Origin of the sequence: Rhizobium acaciae (assembly GCF_025941625.1) — a bacterium.
Lineage (GTDB): Bacteria > Pseudomonadota > Alphaproteobacteria > Rhizobiales > Rhizobiaceae > Rhizobium > Rhizobium acaciae.
Window position 1 is genome coordinate 1 of sequence record NZ_JAPCZO010000012.1, and the last position, 16,139, is coordinate 16,139.

Consider the following 16,139-nt stretch of genomic DNA (forward strand, 5'->3'; position numbering starts at 1 on the left):
ACCGGATCGCCGCCGCAAGACCAGCCGGGCCTGCACCGACGATCACAACGTCAAATTCCATGCTCTCGCGTTCGGGCAGCTCAGTCGTCTCGGTCATTCACTCGTCTCCGCTTGGCGGCACGCGGCCGTCATCCCGTCATGGCACTTTCTTGTCAAAACGAGAAAGCATTGTCGAGCCGGGATACGACAGCCAATCTTCCAATTCGCCCAATGATGAGGCCTCGTGGAAAAGAATTACATAACGCTTACGTCAACGTCAATTATCAAACGCTGCCGAACCGGTTACATCCCCTTTCCTTTTCCGCCGCTTGCGCCTTATACATCGCTCAAAGCTATCGGAGGACAATCATGGATCTCGGCATCAAGGGCAAACGGGCACTCGTCCTCGCCTCCTCGCGCGGCCTCGGCCTGGGCATCGCCGTGGCGCTGGCGCGTGAGGGCGCGAACGTGCTGCTCTGCGGGCGCAGCGGCGAACAGCTGGAGGCCAATTGCAAGGCGATCAATGGCGAAGGCAAAGGCCGGGCCGACTGGATCTGGGCCGATCTCGGGGACGAACGCTTCGTCGAGATGGTGACGACGGCGGTGAAGGAAAAGTTCGGCGGGCTCGATATCCTCGTCAACAATACCGGCGGACCGACGCCCGGTACGACGGAGGACATGACGGGCGAAAAGCTCGAAAGTTATTTCCTCTCCATGGTCGCTCGCGTGATCACGCTCACCAATGCGCTGCTGCCCGGCATGAAGGCGCAGGGCTGGGGCCGCATCCTGACGGTTGCCTCGTCCGGCGTGATCGAACCAATCGCCAATCTGGCGCTGTCGAATACGCTGCGCCCGGCCCTTGCCGGCTGGAGCAAGACGCTTGCCTCCGAAGTGGCGGGCTTCGGCGTCACCACCAACCTGCTCTTGCCCGGCAGCATCCTGACGGCGCGGCTCGACGATCTCGACGGAGCTGCGGCAAAGCGGACCGGCAAGAGCATCGAGGAGATCCGCACCGACAAGGAAGCGCGCATTCCGGTCGGCCGCTACGGCAGGGTGGAAGAATTCGCCGCAACGGCGGCCTTCCTCTGCAGCCAACCGGCAAGCTATATCACCGGCTCGCTCATCCGCTGCGATGGCGGCGCGGCACGATCCGTCTGACATTCCCTCTCAGCCGACGCGGGCAGCCGCCGCCCATGTCGCCACACTTCGGATCATCTGTTCGACGTTCGCCGGATCGTCCGCAAGTTCGGCGAGCTCGGACAGGCGATGGAAGCCGGTCAGGATCGCAATGCGCCGCCGGTCGAGCCTGCGTCCGGTCAGCATTTCATAGGCCGATACGATGCGTGCGGTCAGATCGGGCGAGATGAAGTTCGAGTAGATGAATTCCTGGTGCAGCGGACCAAAGCCGGAATCGGCGAAATCATAGATGCCGTTCAGCCTCCTTTGCGCATGGTCGAAGGCCATGTTCCAGCCATGACCGTCGAAGAAGCCGTAGATGTTGCCGTAGGGATCGGGCGGCAAGGCTTCGAAATCGGAAATAATGGCCTGCGCAAAGCTCCTGATGTCGGGCGGCAGCAGCGGCAAAGCCTTTATTCGCACCGTCTCGGGCGATTGCCATGGCTGGATAGCCCCGGCACCGGCGGACCGTATGCGATCGGCATCGAGCACATGCAGCTCGGCGTAAAAACGCGCGAGATCTTCAGCGAGGCGCTGACGATCGCCTTCGCCAAGCGCATCGTAATCTTCGGCAATGAGATGTTCGCCGTCGAGCTTGGCATGGCTGGAGAAGATCGGCGGCCCGTCGTGAATGCGCATGTCGGGAACCGCCATCGACAGCGACGGCCGAACGACATCGAGCAAGGCAGCTTCCTTCACAAGCGCTCTTTCCGCACTCGAATCGCGGGGAAACTTGAAGATCAGCGTGTCATCGACGTCGACGGCAAGCGAATCCCAGCCCTTCGCCGCCAGCCTGAAGACGGAGGCCGTGAGTTCAGGATATATGCTCGTTATGAGAGAGCGAAACTCGCTGGCGTCCAACTCAGTCATGACGATCTGCCTTCTCTGGTTTTTCCGCGTTCTTCCCGCGCGATGGACGGCATACGGGTCGGCATCGTCGCCGGGCGAACCGCCTTCGCCTCCGCCGTCGGACGGCATCGGATTACACTGGCTCTATATTAGTATAGTTTGAATATTACGGAATATTCATTACAAAATTTTAAGCCGTTATAACCACTTAGTGATCGCGCACCGGGAATTATGTCTTTTTTGCGCCGCAATATAAGCAGCTCAATCAGAGCATAAATTTTGCAACCTTGCTCAAGACCGGTTCTCGCCCATGAAGAAATTTTGGATCACCGTCAGCGTTATCGCAATTGCCGCTATCGGCGTCTGGCAATTCGGGAATCTGGTCCCTTATGCCTCCCGCATTCCCTACCTCTCGCAGTTCATCAAGCAGCCGGCCGGCGGCAATGGCGGCGGGCAGCAGGCACAGGCCGATCAGCAGGCCAATCAGGCGCAAGCCAATCAGGGGCAGGATGGTGGCCAACATCAGGGCGGCGGGCGCAGACGCGGCGGCGGCGGCCCAACCGTCGTCAAGACCGTCGCAGCCGTGAAAACGACGCTGCCGATGGATGTCACGGCGACCGGCTGGGCCGATGCCGATGACAATACGACCATTGCCGCACAGGAACAGGGCCTGATCGTCAGCATCGATGCGCAGGATGGGGCGACTGTGAAAGCCGGCGACCTGATCGCCAAGCTGGACGACCGGACGGCCAAGGCCACCGTTGACAAGGACAATGCGATGATCGTGCGCGACGCGGCAACCCTTTCGGAAGCCGAGACCGCATTGACGCGCGCGCAGGACCTCTTCAACCAGAAGGCCGGCACTCAGCAGAGCCTCGACCAGGCAGTCGCCGCCCGCGATACCGCCGCAGCCACTGTTGACGCCGACAAGGCTTCGCTGGCCTCCGATCAGATCTTGCTGGAGCACACCGACATCCGCGCTCCCTTCGACGGCCGGCTCGGCGATATTGTTGTCAGCAAGGGCGCTTTCCTCAGCGCCGGCGCGGCAATCGTCACTATTGCGAAATACGATCCGATCTATGTGAAATTCCATCTGCAGGAACGCTATTTGCGGGAGCTGAAGAGCGCTCTGGCAGGCGGACCGGTCGAGGTCAGCACCGCCCCCAATTCCACCAAGGGGCAAGTGCGAAAGGGTGAGATCAGCTTCTACGACAATACGGTCGACACCGCCTCGGGCACGATCCTTGCCAAGGCGAAATTCGAGAATGCCTCCGGTGCGCTCTGGCCCGGCCAGTCGGTCAACATCGTGGTGCATTTCAACAATGACGAACAGCAGGTGGTGGTGCCGACGGTTGCCGTCAGCCCCGGCCCGGAGGGGTTCTTCGCCTTCGTCGCCAAGGACGGCAAATCGCATCTGACGGCCGTCACCGTTGCCCGCGCAAATGGCGGCTTCACTGCCATAGAATCGGGTCTTCAGGCAGGCGACCACGTCGTCGTCGAGGGCCAGGGCCAGCTCAGCGACCAGCAGGCGATCAACGAGCAGTTCGATGAAAAGGCGCTTGATGTCGCCTCCGCCGAAGAGCCTCGGCAACAGCAGCCCTCCGAGACGATCGCGGTGGGAGCTCAGCAATGATCCCGAATTTCTGTATCCAGCGCCCCGTCGCGACGACGCTGCTTGCGATCGGCGTCATTCTGGCCGGTCTTGCCGGTTATCAGCTCGTACCCGTCGCAGCGCTACCGCAGGTCGATTTTCCCACCATCAACGTTTCGGCGCAGTTAAGCGGCGCCTCGCCGCAGACGATGGCGACCTCGGTTTCGACGCCGCTGATCAAGCAATTCGAGACCATTCCCGGGATCACCGAAATCAGCGCCTCCAGTTCGCTCGGCAGCACCAGCATCGTGCTGCAGTTCGACCTCAGTCGTAATATCGATGCGGCCGCAGCCGATGTGCAGGCGGCGATTTCGCATGCCACCCGGCAACTGCCCGACAATCTGACGACGCCGCCGAGTTATCGCAAGACGAACCCGGCCGATGCGCCTGTCATGCTGCTCTCGGTGCAGAGCAACACCATGCCGCGCAGCAAGCTTGACGACATCGCCGAGAACATCATCTCGCCGTCGCTTTCGACGCTTCCCGGCGTTGCCCAGGTCAGCGTCTACGGTGCGCAGACCTATGCCGTTCGCGTCGAGGTCGATCCCAACAAGCTTTTGACCCGCGGCATCGGCATCGACACAGTGAACAAGGCGCTTGCTGCCGCCAACAGCCAGCAGCCTGTGGGAACGCTGCAGAACAATTCGCAGAGCATGACCATCACGGCGAACACGCAGCGCACCAGCGCCGAACAATTCCGTTCGCTCGTCATTGCCAATCCGAACGGCGCGCCGATCCACCTCGGCGATATTGCCGATGTGCAAGACAGTGTTGAGAATCAATATACCGGCAGCTGGTATGACGGCCAGCGCGGCATCATCCTCGCCATCCAGCGCCAGCCGGATGCCAATACGGTCGATGTCGTTGATGCGATCAACGCCAAGCTGCCGCAGCTTCACGCCGAAATCCCACCCTCGGTCAACACGGTCGTCATGAATGACGCCGCAAAGCCGATTCGCGATGCCATCTCCGACGTGAAGTTCACGCTGCTGCTGACGATCGGCCTCGTCGTTCTCGTCATCTACCTCTTTACCGGCCATGCGACAGCAACGATCATTCCCGGGCTTGCCGTTCCGCTGTCGCTGATCTCGACCTTCGGTATGATGTATGTGCTGGGCTACAGTATCGACAACATCTCGCTGCTCGGGCTGACGCTCGCGGTGGGGCTCGTGGTGGACGACGCCATCGTCATGCTCGAAAACATTCTGCGCCATGTCGAGGAAGGCATGCCCGTGCGGGAAGCGGCGATCAAGGGTGCGGGCGAAGTCAGCTACACCATCATTTCCATGTCGGTTTCGTTGATCGCGGTGTTCATCCCGATCCTGCTGATGGGCGGCGTTGTCGGCCGCGTGTTCAACGAATTCGGCATGGTGGTTGCGATTGCGATCATCTCCTCGGCAATCGTCTCGCTGACCGTGACGCCGATGCTCGCCTCGCGTCTGTCCAACCACCAGAGCCGCCCGCCGCTCATCATCCGCATCTTCGATGCCGGCTTCGAACGGACGCTGCGCGGTTATGACAGGGCTGTCGGCTGGTGCCTTCGCCACCGCCCCACGATCCTCGGCGTTTTCCTCGCCTCTGTCGCACTGACGATCTATTTCTTCATGACGCTGCCGACGAGCTTCTTCCCGCAGGAAGATATCGGCCGCCTGACGATCAGCACGCAAGCTCGTCAGGATATTTCCTATTCCGCCATGGCGGCGCTGCAGCAGCAGGCGGCAGCCGTCGTCAAGGCGAACCCGGCGGTCAACCATGTGATGTCGACGATCGGCGGCAATCCCAACAAACCGCAGAACAACGGCTCGATGTTCGTCGAACTCAAGGACAAGAAGGAACGTCCGCCGCTTGACCAGACGCTGCGCGAACTGCGCACGGCGATCAACAAGATCCCCGGCCTGCAGGCCTTCGTGACACCGAACCAGAGCCTGCGCTTCGGCGGTCGCCAGACGGCCAGCCAATATCAGCTGGTCGTGCAGGCACTGAACGCCGACCAGACCAACCTCTGGGCCGGCAAGATCCAGGCGGCGATGCGCAAGGATCGCCTCTTCACGGACGTGACGTCGGACGCGCAGAACAACGCCCTGCAGGCCAATATCGTCATCGATACCGAGCGGGCCTCCGCCTACGGGATCGACAATGACACGCTGCGCACGACGCTGCAGGAATCCTTCAGCGGATATGCAGCGGCGGAAATCCAGTCGACCGGCGACAGCTACGACGTCATCGTCGAATATGACACCAGCAAGCCCTGGGACGACCAGAAGCTCTCGGAAATCCGTGTCGCCTCGGCCAATGGCAGCCTGGTGCCGCTTTCAAACTTCGCGCATGTCGAGCGCACGGTCGGCCCTGTGACAATCAACCAGACGGGCCAGCTTGTCTCGACCACCGTTTCCTTCAACCTGCCGGAAGGCGTCTCGCTCAGCGACGCGACGGCGGCAATCGACCAGATCAAGACGGAAATGAGCATGCCGGCCGACGTCTTCACCTCCTATGGCGGTACAGCGCAGATCTTCGAGCAGTCTCAGGGCAATACGCCATATCTCATCCTGGCGGCGGTGCTGACCATCTATGTCGTGCTCGGCGTGCTCTACGAGAGCTTCATCCACCCGCTCACCATCCTTTCCGGTTTGCCTGCGGCGGCATTCGGTGCGCTGCTGGCGCTAAAGATCATGGGTTTCGACCTGTCGATCATCGCCCTTATCGGCCTGCTGATGCTGATCGGCATCGTCAAGAAGAACGCGATCATGATGATCGACGTGGCGGTGGAGACCATGCGCACGACCGGCGAAAAGGCGACGGTGGCGATCCACGAGGCCTGCGTGCGACGCTTCCGGCCGATCATGATGACGACCTTCTGCGCCCTGCTCGGCGCCCTGCCGATCGCGCTCGGCACCGGCGCAAGCTCGGAACTGCGCCAGCCGCTCGGCATCGCCGTCGTCGGCGGCCTGATCGTCTCGCAGATGCTGACGCTCTTCATCACCCCAGTCATCTTCGTCGAGATGGACCGCTTCGGAAACTTCCTCGGCCGCCTGATCGGCCACAGGAAGGTCGTGGAGCCGGAGCTGGAAGAGGCAAGGGCAATGGCCGCCGAGTGATGACGGCCCTCTGAATTCGGCATTGCCGATTGACCCTTGCGGCGCACTTCTTCTTCTAACCGGGAGAAGAAGTGCGCCCGCGATCACATCAACTTCCGCTCCTCTTGAATATGTCACGCCCCTGTGGCATCACCCGCCCTCCTGATTCCGGGGCGTGCTTACGCCCTCTCGCGGAGCGATGCTCCGTCTCCAATAACAATCGGCATGAAGAGGTGCGGGCATGGCTCAGGCGCTGGGTTTCGACTTCGGCACGACGAATACGGTTCTCGCCATGGCGGATGGCGGGGCGACACGTTCGATGGCGTTCACGAGCACGGAGGGTACGGCAGACAGCATGCGCACGGCGCTTTCCTTCATGAAGGATGCCCAGCTCGGCGCTTCGGCGCTGAAGGTGGAAGCAGGCCATGCGGCGATCCGCCAATTCATCGACAATCCCGGCGAATGTCGCTTCCTGCAATCGATCAAGACCTTTGCGGCAAGTGCGCTGTTCCAGGGCACGCTGATTTTCGCCAAGCGGCATAATTTCGAGGATCTGATGGAGATCTTCGTGCGGCGGCTGCGCAACTATGCCGGCGACAACTGGCCTTCGGATGTCGGTCGCATCGTCACGGGCCGGCCGGTGCACTTTGCCGGCGCCAGCCCCGATCCGGCGCTGGCGACCGAGCGCTACAACGCGGCGCTGTCGCGCTTCGGCTTTCCCGAAATCCACTATGTCTACGAGCCGGTCGCCGCCGCCTTCTATTTCGCGCAGAACCTGAAGCAGGATGCCACCGTGCTGGTCGCCGACTTCGGCGGCGGCACGACCGACTATTCGCTGATCCGCTTCGAGACCGTCGCCGGCAAGCTGACGGCAACGCCGATCGGCCATTCCGGCGTCGGCGTCGCCGGCGACCATTTCGACTACAGGATGATCGACAACATCGTCGCACCGCTGATCGGCAAGGGCAGCCATTTCAAAAGCTTCGACAAAATCCTCGAAGTGCCGTCCAACTACTATTCCAGCTTCGGCCGCTGGAACCAGCTGTCGATCTTCAAGACGACGCGCGAATTCGAGGATCTGAAGAAGCTGGTGCGCACCAGCCTGGAACCGGAAAAGCTCGAAATCTTCATCGACCTGATCGATCATGACGAGGGCTACCCGCTCTATCAGGCGGTGTCGGCGACGAAGATGGCGCTCTCGGCATCAGAGGAAGCGCCCTTCGATTTCGCGCCGCTTGGCCGCAGCGGACATCGCAGCATCAAGCGGAGCGACTTCGAAGGCTGGATCGCCGATGATCTCGCCCGCATCGAAAGCGCACTCGATGACGTGCTCGACAAGACCGAGACGAAGCCTGCGGAGATCGACAAGGTGTTTCTGACCGGCGGCACCTCCTTCGTGCCGGCGGTGCGCCGCATCTTTACCGAACGCTTCGAGCGCGACCGGATCGAAAGCGGCGGCGAGCTGTTGTCGATTGCCCATGGCCTGGCGCTGATCGGCGAACGCGACGACATCACGCAATGGACTGTGCAATAGAGCCGGCAAGGGCGGGCAATCGGCCGCCCGCCCTTTCAATGCCACTGTCACTCCGCTAAGCTTGCCCGCATGATCTCCGCCAACGACCTTTCCCCAGCCGAGCTCGCAGCGCTTCTGCATTTCCATGCCGATGCCGGCGTGGAATGGCTGCTGGAGGAAGAGGCGATCGACCGCTTCGCCGAGTTCGAAGCGATGAAGGCCGCCCGCCGCCCGGCGGCGGCACAGGCGCAGCAGCAACGTCCCGCCGCTGGGGAACGCCCTGCCCCAGGTCAGGCACCGGTGCGCCCGAATGCAGCGGTGCGCCCAGCGCCTGCCGAACGCGCAGCGTCCGGTCCGCAACCGGCAATCCCGGATGGCGAGGCGGTGCAGCAGGCGCGCTTCGTCGCCGAAACCGCGCGATCGCTCGTCGAGCTCAAGACCGCGATCGAATCCTTCAACGGCTGCAACCTCAAACACAGCGCCCGCTCGACCATCTTTGCCAGCGGCGATGCCGAAAGCAGGATCATGGTGATCGGCTCGGCGCCGAGCGCCGAAGACGATCGCGAGGGCATGCCCTTCTCGGGAAAATCCGGCCAGCTGTTCGACAAGATGCTGGCGGCGATCGGGCTGACGCGCTCAGCCATTCTCTTGACGCAGGTCATCCCCTGGCGACCACCTGGCAATCGTGCGCCCTCGGCCGCGGAAATGGACATCTGCCGACCCTTCATCGAGCGGCAGATCGCGCTTGCCGAACCGAAGGCGATCCTGCTGCTCGGCAATTTTTCGGCGCGTTTCTTTTTCGGCGAAAGCGACACGATTCACGGGTTGCGCGGCCGTTGGAAGGAGATTGCCGCTGCGGACTGTGTCATTCCTGCCATAGCCAGCCTGCATCCGCAGGATCTGTTAACCGCACCTGTAAACAAGCGGCTGGCCTGGAATGACCTGCTCGCCTTTCAAGCGAAGCTTAAGTCCCTCTCTTTGCTTAGAAATTAGCCAAAGTTGAATAATTTGTGAATCAATCTATGCGATTTTCGCATGGCTGCATCCCGCCGTGATGCATTGCGGAATCTATGCTGCATCGCAATATCAGCTGTGTCTTGGGAGGAATCACAGGAACCAAGGCCATGAACAAGCGTTTTCGTCCTATCCATAGCGGGTTTGAAACCCTTCGCCTCGCCGGCGACCAGGTTCGTTCCACTCAGGGCTACAGCCGTTTCGGCTTTGCCACGAACGAACAGATGATTGCCCGCGGCACCGGCATCAACAGCCGTACGGCGCGCCCGAACGCCGTTTTTTCGGACTTCCAGCAATATTGAGCGGCAGGCACTTCGCCTGCCCTTTCGTGTCAAGAGTACCCAACATGTCGACGATCCTGATATCGCTTCTGCGCAACATCGAAACCTTCGAGCACATCCGCGTCGCCGTCTGCGCCGCGCGGGAATATGAACGCGAGCTTTTGGTCAAGCCGGTCGATGTCGGCGCGCCTATTAGAGCAGACGCTACAGCCATCGTTCTCTGATCAGACCGCCATTTCCTCGATCTGGGCCTTCGCCCATTCGAAGGCTTCGTCGACATAGGCGAACTTGACCGCCTGCCAGGCGCAATATTCCTCGACGAAATCCCGCGATATCCAAAGGTGCGTCTTGCGCGGCTCGTCCTGCCAGCCGACGCAGCCGCGTTGCGCCGCTTTTGCCAGCAGCCGCTGCAGATGGGTGCGCGACATCATGAAATCGGCCGCGAGCGCGCGGGTTTCGACACGGCCGACGGACAGCCTCTTCGGCTCGCTGCTTTCCATGGCCATCCGGGCGATGAAGTTGTCGACGACGAGGCCGCCGGCTTCCGTCCAGAGGAAGAGCGCCACCTGCTCCGGCGGCTCGCGCCAGGCGGCATCTTCGAGGCAATGGCGGGCAATGCGCGGCTGAATGAGCCGCATCAGTGATGGATTTGCCTGGAAAAAGGCGGCCCTTTGACCGCCGTCGAGCAGGTCGAGCGCGCCGAGATTGGAAAAAAGCCAGGCAAACATTCCCTGATGGCTGACGTCGGCCGGCTCGAAATGACGTGGCCGCCGCCGCTCGTCACCGGGCGTGTGGGTTATGAAGCGGTAGGTATAGAGTTCTTCGATGAAAGCGAGCACGGTGTTGCGGCTCGCTACCTTGTGCGCGGTGATGCGCCCGGTCAGCCGAACGGCAGTGAAACCCGACGTCGGGTCGCGCGGATCATATTCCAGGTGGAGGGCATAGGCAGTCTGAGTCAGAAGCCAGCGTTGATGGGAGGCGAGCAGTCGCGCCAGCCGCGGACCGGCATCGAACATGCCGCGCATCTGCCCAGCCAAAAAGCGAATGCTCATCAGAAAGGAAGAGTTCCCCACCAATTGCTCCGCTGTGAATGCCATTATGCTTTTCTCCACCCCCGCTCGCCGGCCAGCGTTCGGAGCAACGACACCGAGAGCTCCTCCGGCATCAGCGGCCATTCAGACATGCACAGCTTGGAATAAATGATACTCTCTCATGTTCAACAATCATATTCCACAGGCCGACGGTATCCCAAGAATTCACCATTCTTTTCACTCTTTGAGCGCAAGTTTCAAGCCGCCGCAATCCCTGCGTTAAAACCTTGATAAACATGCGCTTGCAGGCGTCAGGCTTGCGGCGTCGTGGCCTTGCGCGCCTCTCTCTGCTCGATGCCCAGCTGATGCTCGCGATAGATGATGAAGATGCCGGCGGCGACGACGATGACGGTGCCGATCAGCATGGTCACGCTCGGCACGTCGCCGAAGACGAAGTAGGCGACAATGCCGCCGAGCAGGATCGACGTATATTCGAACGGCGCGATGGTGGAGACATCGGCATGGCGGTAACTTTCCGTCAGCAGGATCTGCGCGACGCCGCCGCAAAAACCGGCGGCGATCAGATAGAGCGCCGTCGGCCATGCCAGGATGAGCCAGCCGAAGGGAAGAGAAGCCAGCGAGAAGACCGAGGCGGTGATCGAGAAATAAAGCACGATCGTCGCCGTCTTCTCTTCCTCGACGAGGCGGCGCACCTGGATCATCGCCACGCCGCCGAGAACGGCAGACAGCAGCACGCAGAGCGCGCCGACGGCCTGTTCCGCTTCCATGCCGCCGTCGCGAAACAGCGTGAGTTTCGGCCAGGAAACGATAGCGACGCCGACGATGCCGACCAGGACGGCGCTCCAGCGATAGATGCGCACGGTCTCGCCGAGAAAAACGGCAGCGAAGATGACGGCGACGAGCGGCAGCGCGTAGCCGAGCGCGATCGCCTCCGGCAGCGGCAGATGCAGCAGCCCGTAGAAACCGAAAGCCATCGACAAGATGCCGATCGTGCCGCGCTTCAGGTGACCGATTGGATTGGCGGTGTAGAAGGCGGCGCGCAGCTGCCTGTTATAGGCCAAATAGGCCATGATCGGGAAAAGCGCGAAGAACGACCTGCAGAAGGTGACCTGCCCCGGCGGGATGTCTGAGCCCGCCAGCTTGATGAAGGTCTGCATGGCCAGGAAGACCACGACCGACGAGACTTTCAGCGCAATGCCTCTCATCGGGTTTCTGAGAACCGAGTGCATGATCCTGGCTCTTGATACTGACTTAACCGGAACGGGGAGACGCGTTCGACTCGGGAACGCAGCAGGTGACGTCACCCATCGTAGCGAAAGAAAAACCCGATTGGCGAAAAAACCGCAATCAATATGAGAGAATCATGGAATCGCCGTCAGCCGGGGGCTCAACCGTGCTGCATGCGCGCCACTGCTCTGAAATTTCCCTATTTGAGCCATTCACCCCCAAAATGTTCATCTCCCAGCGCTCGGCGTTAACCAATTGAAAACCATAGGCAAGCATCGTTTTTTATCGCTGATCTCGAAATTTTCTTCACCGCACAAACAATTGCCCGCTCCTTTCAGGATCCCATTTAATGAAGCCGCTTAGCGCCGAAACCATTGCCCAGTCGCAGAATGCGACCCCGCGCTCCATGCGCGTCGTCACCGACGGCATCAGCACCGACCTCGAGCGCTTCAGCGCCGACAACACTCATATCGTCAAGCAGATCAAGCTGCTGGCGATCAATGCGCTGATCGAGGCGGCCAGGGCCGGCGAGACCGGAAAGGGCTTTGCCGTCGTTGCCAACGAGGTGCAGCGGCTGGCGCAGATCGCAACCGATATCACCGGCAGGTTCGAGAGCAACGTGCTCGGCCGCATCGGCCTCAGCCGCGCCATGGCCGATTCGCTGGTCGAGGAGATGGAGGGCGTTCGCCTCACCGATCTGGCGCAGACACTGGTGCAGCTCATCGTCCGCAATCTTTTCGAGCGCACGGCCGATGTGCGCTGGTGGGCGACGGATCCAGCGCTCTGGCAGGCGCTGCAGAACCCGGGCCGGGAAACCGTCGCCTTTGCGGCGGAGCGTCTCGGCGCCATCAACCGCTTCTACACTGTCTATCTCGATCTCGTCATGACCGATCTCTCGGGCAAGGTGATCGCATCCGCCAATCCCAAGTTCCAGCGCAAGATCTCAGGCACGAGCCTTGCCGGCGATCCGTGGTTCCGCGCGGCGTCGGCCTGCTCCTCCGGCGACGCTTATATCGTCGATGATGTCAAAGCGAGCCCGCTCCACGACGCCAGGCATGCGCTCGTTTATGCCACAGGCATCCGCGAAGAGGGCAAGCTCGACGGACGGCTGGTCGGCACGCTCGGCGTCTATTTCGACTGGCAGAACCAGGGCCAGGCGATCGTCGAGAAAGAGGCGAACCTGCCGCCGCAGCTGGCGGAAAAAACGACGGTCATGCTGCTCGACGGCAAGAGCCGGGTGATCGCCACCACCAATCCCGCCTTGCTCTTTTCCCATTTCGCGCTCGCCAATCCGGCCGGCCAGGCGAAAGGCAGCTATTACGACAATAACGGCTCGATCGTCGCCTTCGCGCGCACTCTCGGTTACGAGGATTACGACGGGCTCGGCTGGTACGGCGTCGTTGTGCAGCAGACGGAAAACGACGCGATGATCAAGGCCTCCCTCAATCTTAAGTAGCACTCATCCTGCGCCGGTGGCGTTCATCCACGTCCAATAAGATATTTTGCCCGCGAACTTGGTGTTCGCGGGCAATTTGCTTTAAGTTTAGTTCAGACTTTAATGTAATCATTCCCGGCAAAATTTATGGCAGAGTGCGCCCGCCTCTGTATTCCGCGGTTATCAAATAACGGTCTTCAGGAAACACCATGCGAACAGATACCGGCCAGGTCATTCATCTGGCAGATTACCGTCCCACCGACTTCGTGCTGGAACGTGTGGACCTGACTTTCGAACTCGACCCGACGGAGACAAAGGTCGAGGCACGTCTGATCTTTCATCGTCGCCCGGGCACCGATCCGGCAGCGCCGATCGTTCTCGACGGCGACGAACTGACGCTGTCGGGGCTGCTGTTCGATCAGGTGGAACTGGACCCTTCGCGTTACGACGCAACACCGGAAAGCCTGACGGTGCGCGACCTGCCGGAGAGCGCGCCCTTCGAACTGACGATCACCACCGTCATCAACCCTGAGGCCAATACCAAGCTGATGGGCCTTTACCGCACCGGCGGCATCTACTGCACGCAATGCGAGGCGGAGGGTTTCCGCCGCATCACCTATTTCCCCGACCGGCCCGACGTGCTTGCGCCGTTCACGGTCAACATCATCGCCGACAAGGACGCCAACCCGCTGCTTTTGTCGAACGGCAACTTCCTCGGCGGCGCCGGTTATGGCCCCGGCAAGCATTTCGCCGCCTGGTTCGATCCGCATCCGAAGCCGAGCTATCTCTTTGCGCTCGTCGCCGGCGATCTCGGCGTCGTCGAAGACACGTTCACGACCATGTCCGGCCGCGAGGTGGTGCTGAAGATCTATGTCGAGCACGGCAAGGAGCCGCGCGCAGCCTATGCCATGGACGCGCTGAAACGCTCGATGAAGTGGGATGAAGAGAGGTTCGGCCGCGAATACGATCTCGACATCTTCATGATCGTCGCCGTCTCCGATTTCAACATGGGCGCGATGGAGAACAAGGGCCTCAACGTCTTCAACGACAAATACGTGCTTGCCGATCCCGAGATCGCCACCGATGCTGACTATGCCAATATCGAAACGATCATCGCGCATGAATATTTCCACAACTGGACCGGCAACCGCATCACCTGCCGCGACTGGTTCCAGCTGTGCCTCAAGGAAGGCCTGACGGTCTATCGCGACCACGAATTCTCTTCCGACCAGCGCTCGCGCGCCGTCAAGCGCATCGCCGAAGTGCGCCACCTGAAATCGGAGCAGTTCCCGGAGGATGGCGGCCCGCTCGCCCATCCGGTGCGGCCGACGACATATCGCGAGATCAATAATTTCTACACGACGACCGTCTATGAAAAGGGCAGCGAAGTCACGCGCATGATTGCGACGCTGCTCGGCAAGGACGGCTTCAAGAAAGGCATGGACCTCTATTTCGACCGCCATGACGGTGAGGCCGTGACGATCGAGGATTTCGTCAAATGCTTCGAGGATGCAAGCGGGCGCGACCTCACGCAATTTTCGCTCTGGTACCATCAGGCCGGCACGCCGCTCGTCACCGCATCGGGCAGCTATGATGCGGCGGCCGGCAGCTTCACCCTGTCGCTCGAACAGATGATCCCGGCAACGCCCGGCCAGCCGAGCAAGGAGCCGATGCATATTCCGCTCAGCCTCGCGCTGTTTGGCGAAAACGGCGGCAAGATCGAGCCGACCTCGGTCGACGGCGCGGAATATGCCGGCGAGGTGCTGCATCTCACAGGCCGCACGCAGACGGCCGTGTTCCATGGCGTTGGTTCGCGGCCGGTCGTTTCGATCAACCGCAGCTTCTCGGCGCCGATCAACCTGCATTTCGATCAGAGCCCGGCCGATCTTGCCCATCTCGCCCGCCATGAGACCGATCACTTCGCCCGCTGGCAGGCATTGACCGATCTGGCGCTGCCGAACCTGCTGAAAGCGGCACGCGACGCCCGCGAGGGCAAGCCTGTGATCTGCGAGGCGACCTTCGTCGAGACGCTGATTGCCGCCGCCGCCGACGAGAGCCTCGAGCCCGCCTTCCGCGCCCAGGCGCTGGCTCTGCCGAGCGAATCCGATATCGCCCGTGAACTCGGCGGCAACAACGATCCCGATGCCATCCATGCCGGCCGGCAGGCGGTCCTGAAACAGATCGCCGATGCCGGAAAGGATGTCTTTGCCGGCCTCTACGCAGCGATGACGACATCAGGCGATTTCAACCCGGATGCGAAAAGCGCCGGGTTGCGGGCGCTGCGCAATAGCGCCCTCACCTACCTCTCGCATGCCGAAGAGACGCCGGCCCGCGCCAAGGCCGCCTTCGATGCGGCCAACAATATGACCGATCTCAGCCATGCGCTGACCATCCTCGCCCATCGTTTTCCCGACAGCGCGGAGACGAGCGAGGCGCTCGCCACCTTCCGTGACCGCTTCGAGGAAAATGCGCTCGTCATCGACAAATGGTTCGCGATCCAGGCCGGCATTCCGGGCGCAAAAACCCTGGGACGGGTCCGTGCCCTGATGGACGATCCGCTCTTCAAGCGCACCAATCCGAACCGGATGCGGTCGCTGGTCGGCACCTTCGCCTTTGCCAACCCGACCGGATTCGGCCGCGCCGATGGCGAAGGCTATCGCTTCCTCGCGGATCAGATTCTCGATATCGACGGGCGCAACCCACAGCTTGCCGCCCGCATCCTCACCTCGATGCGCTCCTGGCGCTCGCTCGAACCCGTGCGTGCCGATCACGCCCGCTCGGCGCTGATCGAGATCGAGCGGGCCGCCGATCTTTCGACCGACGTGCGCGATATCGTCGAGCGCACGCTTAAAGGGTAATTTGATTCGACCGGCCATCAGGAAATATTC

At 61.3% G+C, this 16,139-nt stretch carries 12 protein-coding genes; 9 read left to right on the plus strand and 3 right to left on the minus strand.

Translation table 11 applies throughout. The features are described from left to right. Positions 1–348 precede the first annotated feature (348 nt). Positions 349–1,137 carry an SDR family oxidoreductase gene (locus OLZ32_RS19295; RefSeq protein WP_264399728.1) on the plus strand — a complete coding sequence of 263 codons (789 nt, stop codon included), beginning with the start codon at positions 349–351 and terminating at the stop codon, positions 1,135–1,137. A 9-nt stretch (positions 1,138–1,146) separates the two neighbouring features. Here the strand turns inward: OLZ32_RS19295 and OLZ32_RS19300 are convergent, their stop codons facing one another. Continuing rightward, positions 1,147–2,025, minus strand: a complete 879-nt coding sequence (locus OLZ32_RS19300) for a phosphotransferase family protein (protein ID WP_264399727.1) — start codon at positions 2,023–2,025, stop codon at positions 1,147–1,149. Positions 2,026–2,314: 289 nt separating this feature from the next. Here OLZ32_RS19300 and OLZ32_RS19305 point away from each other — a divergent pair, with 289 nt between their 5' ends. The 6 genes from OLZ32_RS19305 to OLZ32_RS19330 all read left to right on the plus strand — a co-directional run bounded on the left by OLZ32_RS19305 (position 2,315) and on the right by OLZ32_RS19330 (position 9,761). After that, positions 2,315–3,637, plus strand: coding sequence for an efflux RND transporter periplasmic adaptor subunit (locus tag OLZ32_RS19305; RefSeq protein WP_003546810.1), 1,323 nt, complete (start codon positions 2,315–2,317; stop codon positions 3,635–3,637). After that, positions 3,634–6,750, plus strand: a complete 3,117-nt coding sequence (locus OLZ32_RS19310) for an efflux RND transporter permease subunit (protein ID WP_003546808.1) — start codon at positions 3,634–3,636, stop codon at positions 6,748–6,750. The genes OLZ32_RS19305 and OLZ32_RS19310 overlap by 4 nt, the downstream gene beginning before the upstream one ends. 220 nt (positions 6,751–6,970) lie before the next feature. Then, positions 6,971–8,263 carry an Hsp70 family protein gene (locus OLZ32_RS19315; RefSeq protein ID WP_017990858.1) on the plus strand — a complete coding sequence of 431 codons (1,293 nt, stop codon included), beginning with the start codon at positions 6,971–6,973 and terminating at the stop codon, positions 8,261–8,263. 69 nt (positions 8,264–8,332) lie between these two features. Beyond that, positions 8,333–9,235, plus strand: a complete 903-nt coding sequence (locus OLZ32_RS19320; protein WP_264399726.1) for a uracil-DNA glycosylase — start codon at positions 8,333–8,335, stop codon at positions 9,233–9,235. Positions 9,236–9,366: 131 nt separating this feature from the next. After that, positions 9,367–9,558, plus strand: coding sequence for a hypothetical protein (locus tag OLZ32_RS19325; protein ID WP_264399725.1), 192 nt, complete (start codon positions 9,367–9,369; stop codon positions 9,556–9,558). A gap of 44 nt (positions 9,559–9,602) precedes the next feature. Then, on the plus strand, positions 9,603–9,761 hold the full coding sequence (locus tag OLZ32_RS19330) for a hypothetical protein (RefSeq protein ID WP_003546800.1): 159 nt from the start codon (positions 9,603–9,605) through the stop codon (positions 9,759–9,761). Here OLZ32_RS19330 and OLZ32_RS19335 read toward each other — a convergent pair whose 3' ends face one another. Further along, on the minus strand, positions 9,762–10,634 hold the full coding sequence (locus OLZ32_RS19335; RefSeq protein ID WP_028741501.1) for a hypothetical protein: 873 nt from the start codon (positions 10,632–10,634) through the stop codon (positions 9,762–9,764). Between the two features lie 245 nt (positions 10,635–10,879). Beyond that, positions 10,880–11,818: a DMT family transporter gene (locus OLZ32_RS19340; protein WP_003546796.1), complete on the minus strand. Its 939-nt coding sequence runs from the start codon at positions 11,816–11,818 to the stop codon at positions 10,880–10,882. 347 nt (positions 11,819–12,165) lie between these two features. Here OLZ32_RS19340 and OLZ32_RS39250 point away from each other — a divergent pair, with 347 nt between their 5' ends. Then, entirely contained in the window at positions 12,166–13,272 is a 1,107-nt protein-coding gene (locus tag OLZ32_RS39250; protein WP_319641121.1) for a methyl-accepting chemotaxis protein, read from the plus strand. 188 nt (positions 13,273–13,460) lie between these two features. Then, on the plus strand, positions 13,461–16,109 hold the full coding sequence (gene pepN, locus OLZ32_RS19350; RefSeq protein WP_003546792.1) for an aminopeptidase N: 2,649 nt from the start codon (positions 13,461–13,463) through the stop codon (positions 16,107–16,109). Positions 16,110–16,139 lie beyond the last annotated feature (30 nt).

Excerpts from the sequence above, each read along its gene's own strand:
- OLZ32_RS19305 (WP_003546810.1), top strand. The coding sequence starts at position 2,315 with ATGAAGAAATTTTGGATCACCGTCAGCGTTATCGCAATTGCCGCTATC.
- OLZ32_RS19315 (WP_017990858.1), top strand. The coding sequence starts at position 6,971 with ATGGCTCAGGCGCTGGGTTTCGACTTCGGCACGACGAATACGGTTCTC.
- OLZ32_RS19325 (WP_264399725.1), top strand. The coding sequence starts at position 9,367 with ATGAACAAGCGTTTTCGTCCTATCCATAGCGGGTTTGAAACCCTTCGC.
- OLZ32_RS19310 (WP_003546808.1), top strand. The coding sequence starts at position 3,634 with ATGATCCCGAATTTCTGTATCCAGCGCCCCGTCGCGACGACGCTGCTT.
- OLZ32_RS19330 (WP_003546800.1), top strand. The coding sequence starts at position 9,603 with ATGTCGACGATCCTGATATCGCTTCTGCGCAACATCGAAACCTTCGAG.
- OLZ32_RS19335 (WP_028741501.1), bottom strand. The coding sequence starts at position 10,634 with ATGGCATTCACAGCGGAGCAATTGGTGGGGAACTCTTCCTTTCTGATG.
- OLZ32_RS19340 (WP_003546796.1), bottom strand. The coding sequence starts at position 11,818 with ATGCACTCGGTTCTCAGAAACCCGATGAGAGGCATTGCGCTGAAAGTC.
- OLZ32_RS19320 (WP_264399726.1), top strand. The coding sequence starts at position 8,333 with ATGATCTCCGCCAACGACCTTTCCCCAGCCGAGCTCGCAGCGCTTCTG.
- OLZ32_RS39250 (WP_319641121.1), top strand. The coding sequence starts at position 12,166 with ATGAAGCCGCTTAGCGCCGAAACCATTGCCCAGTCGCAGAATGCGACC.
- pepN (WP_003546792.1), top strand. The coding sequence starts at position 13,461 with ATGCGAACAGATACCGGCCAGGTCATTCATCTGGCAGATTACCGTCCC.
- OLZ32_RS19300 (WP_264399727.1), bottom strand. The coding sequence starts at position 2,025 with ATGACTGAGTTGGACGCCAGCGAGTTTCGCTCTCTCATAACGAGCATA.
- OLZ32_RS19295 (WP_264399728.1), top strand. The coding sequence starts at position 349 with ATGGATCTCGGCATCAAGGGCAAACGGGCACTCGTCCTCGCCTCCTCG.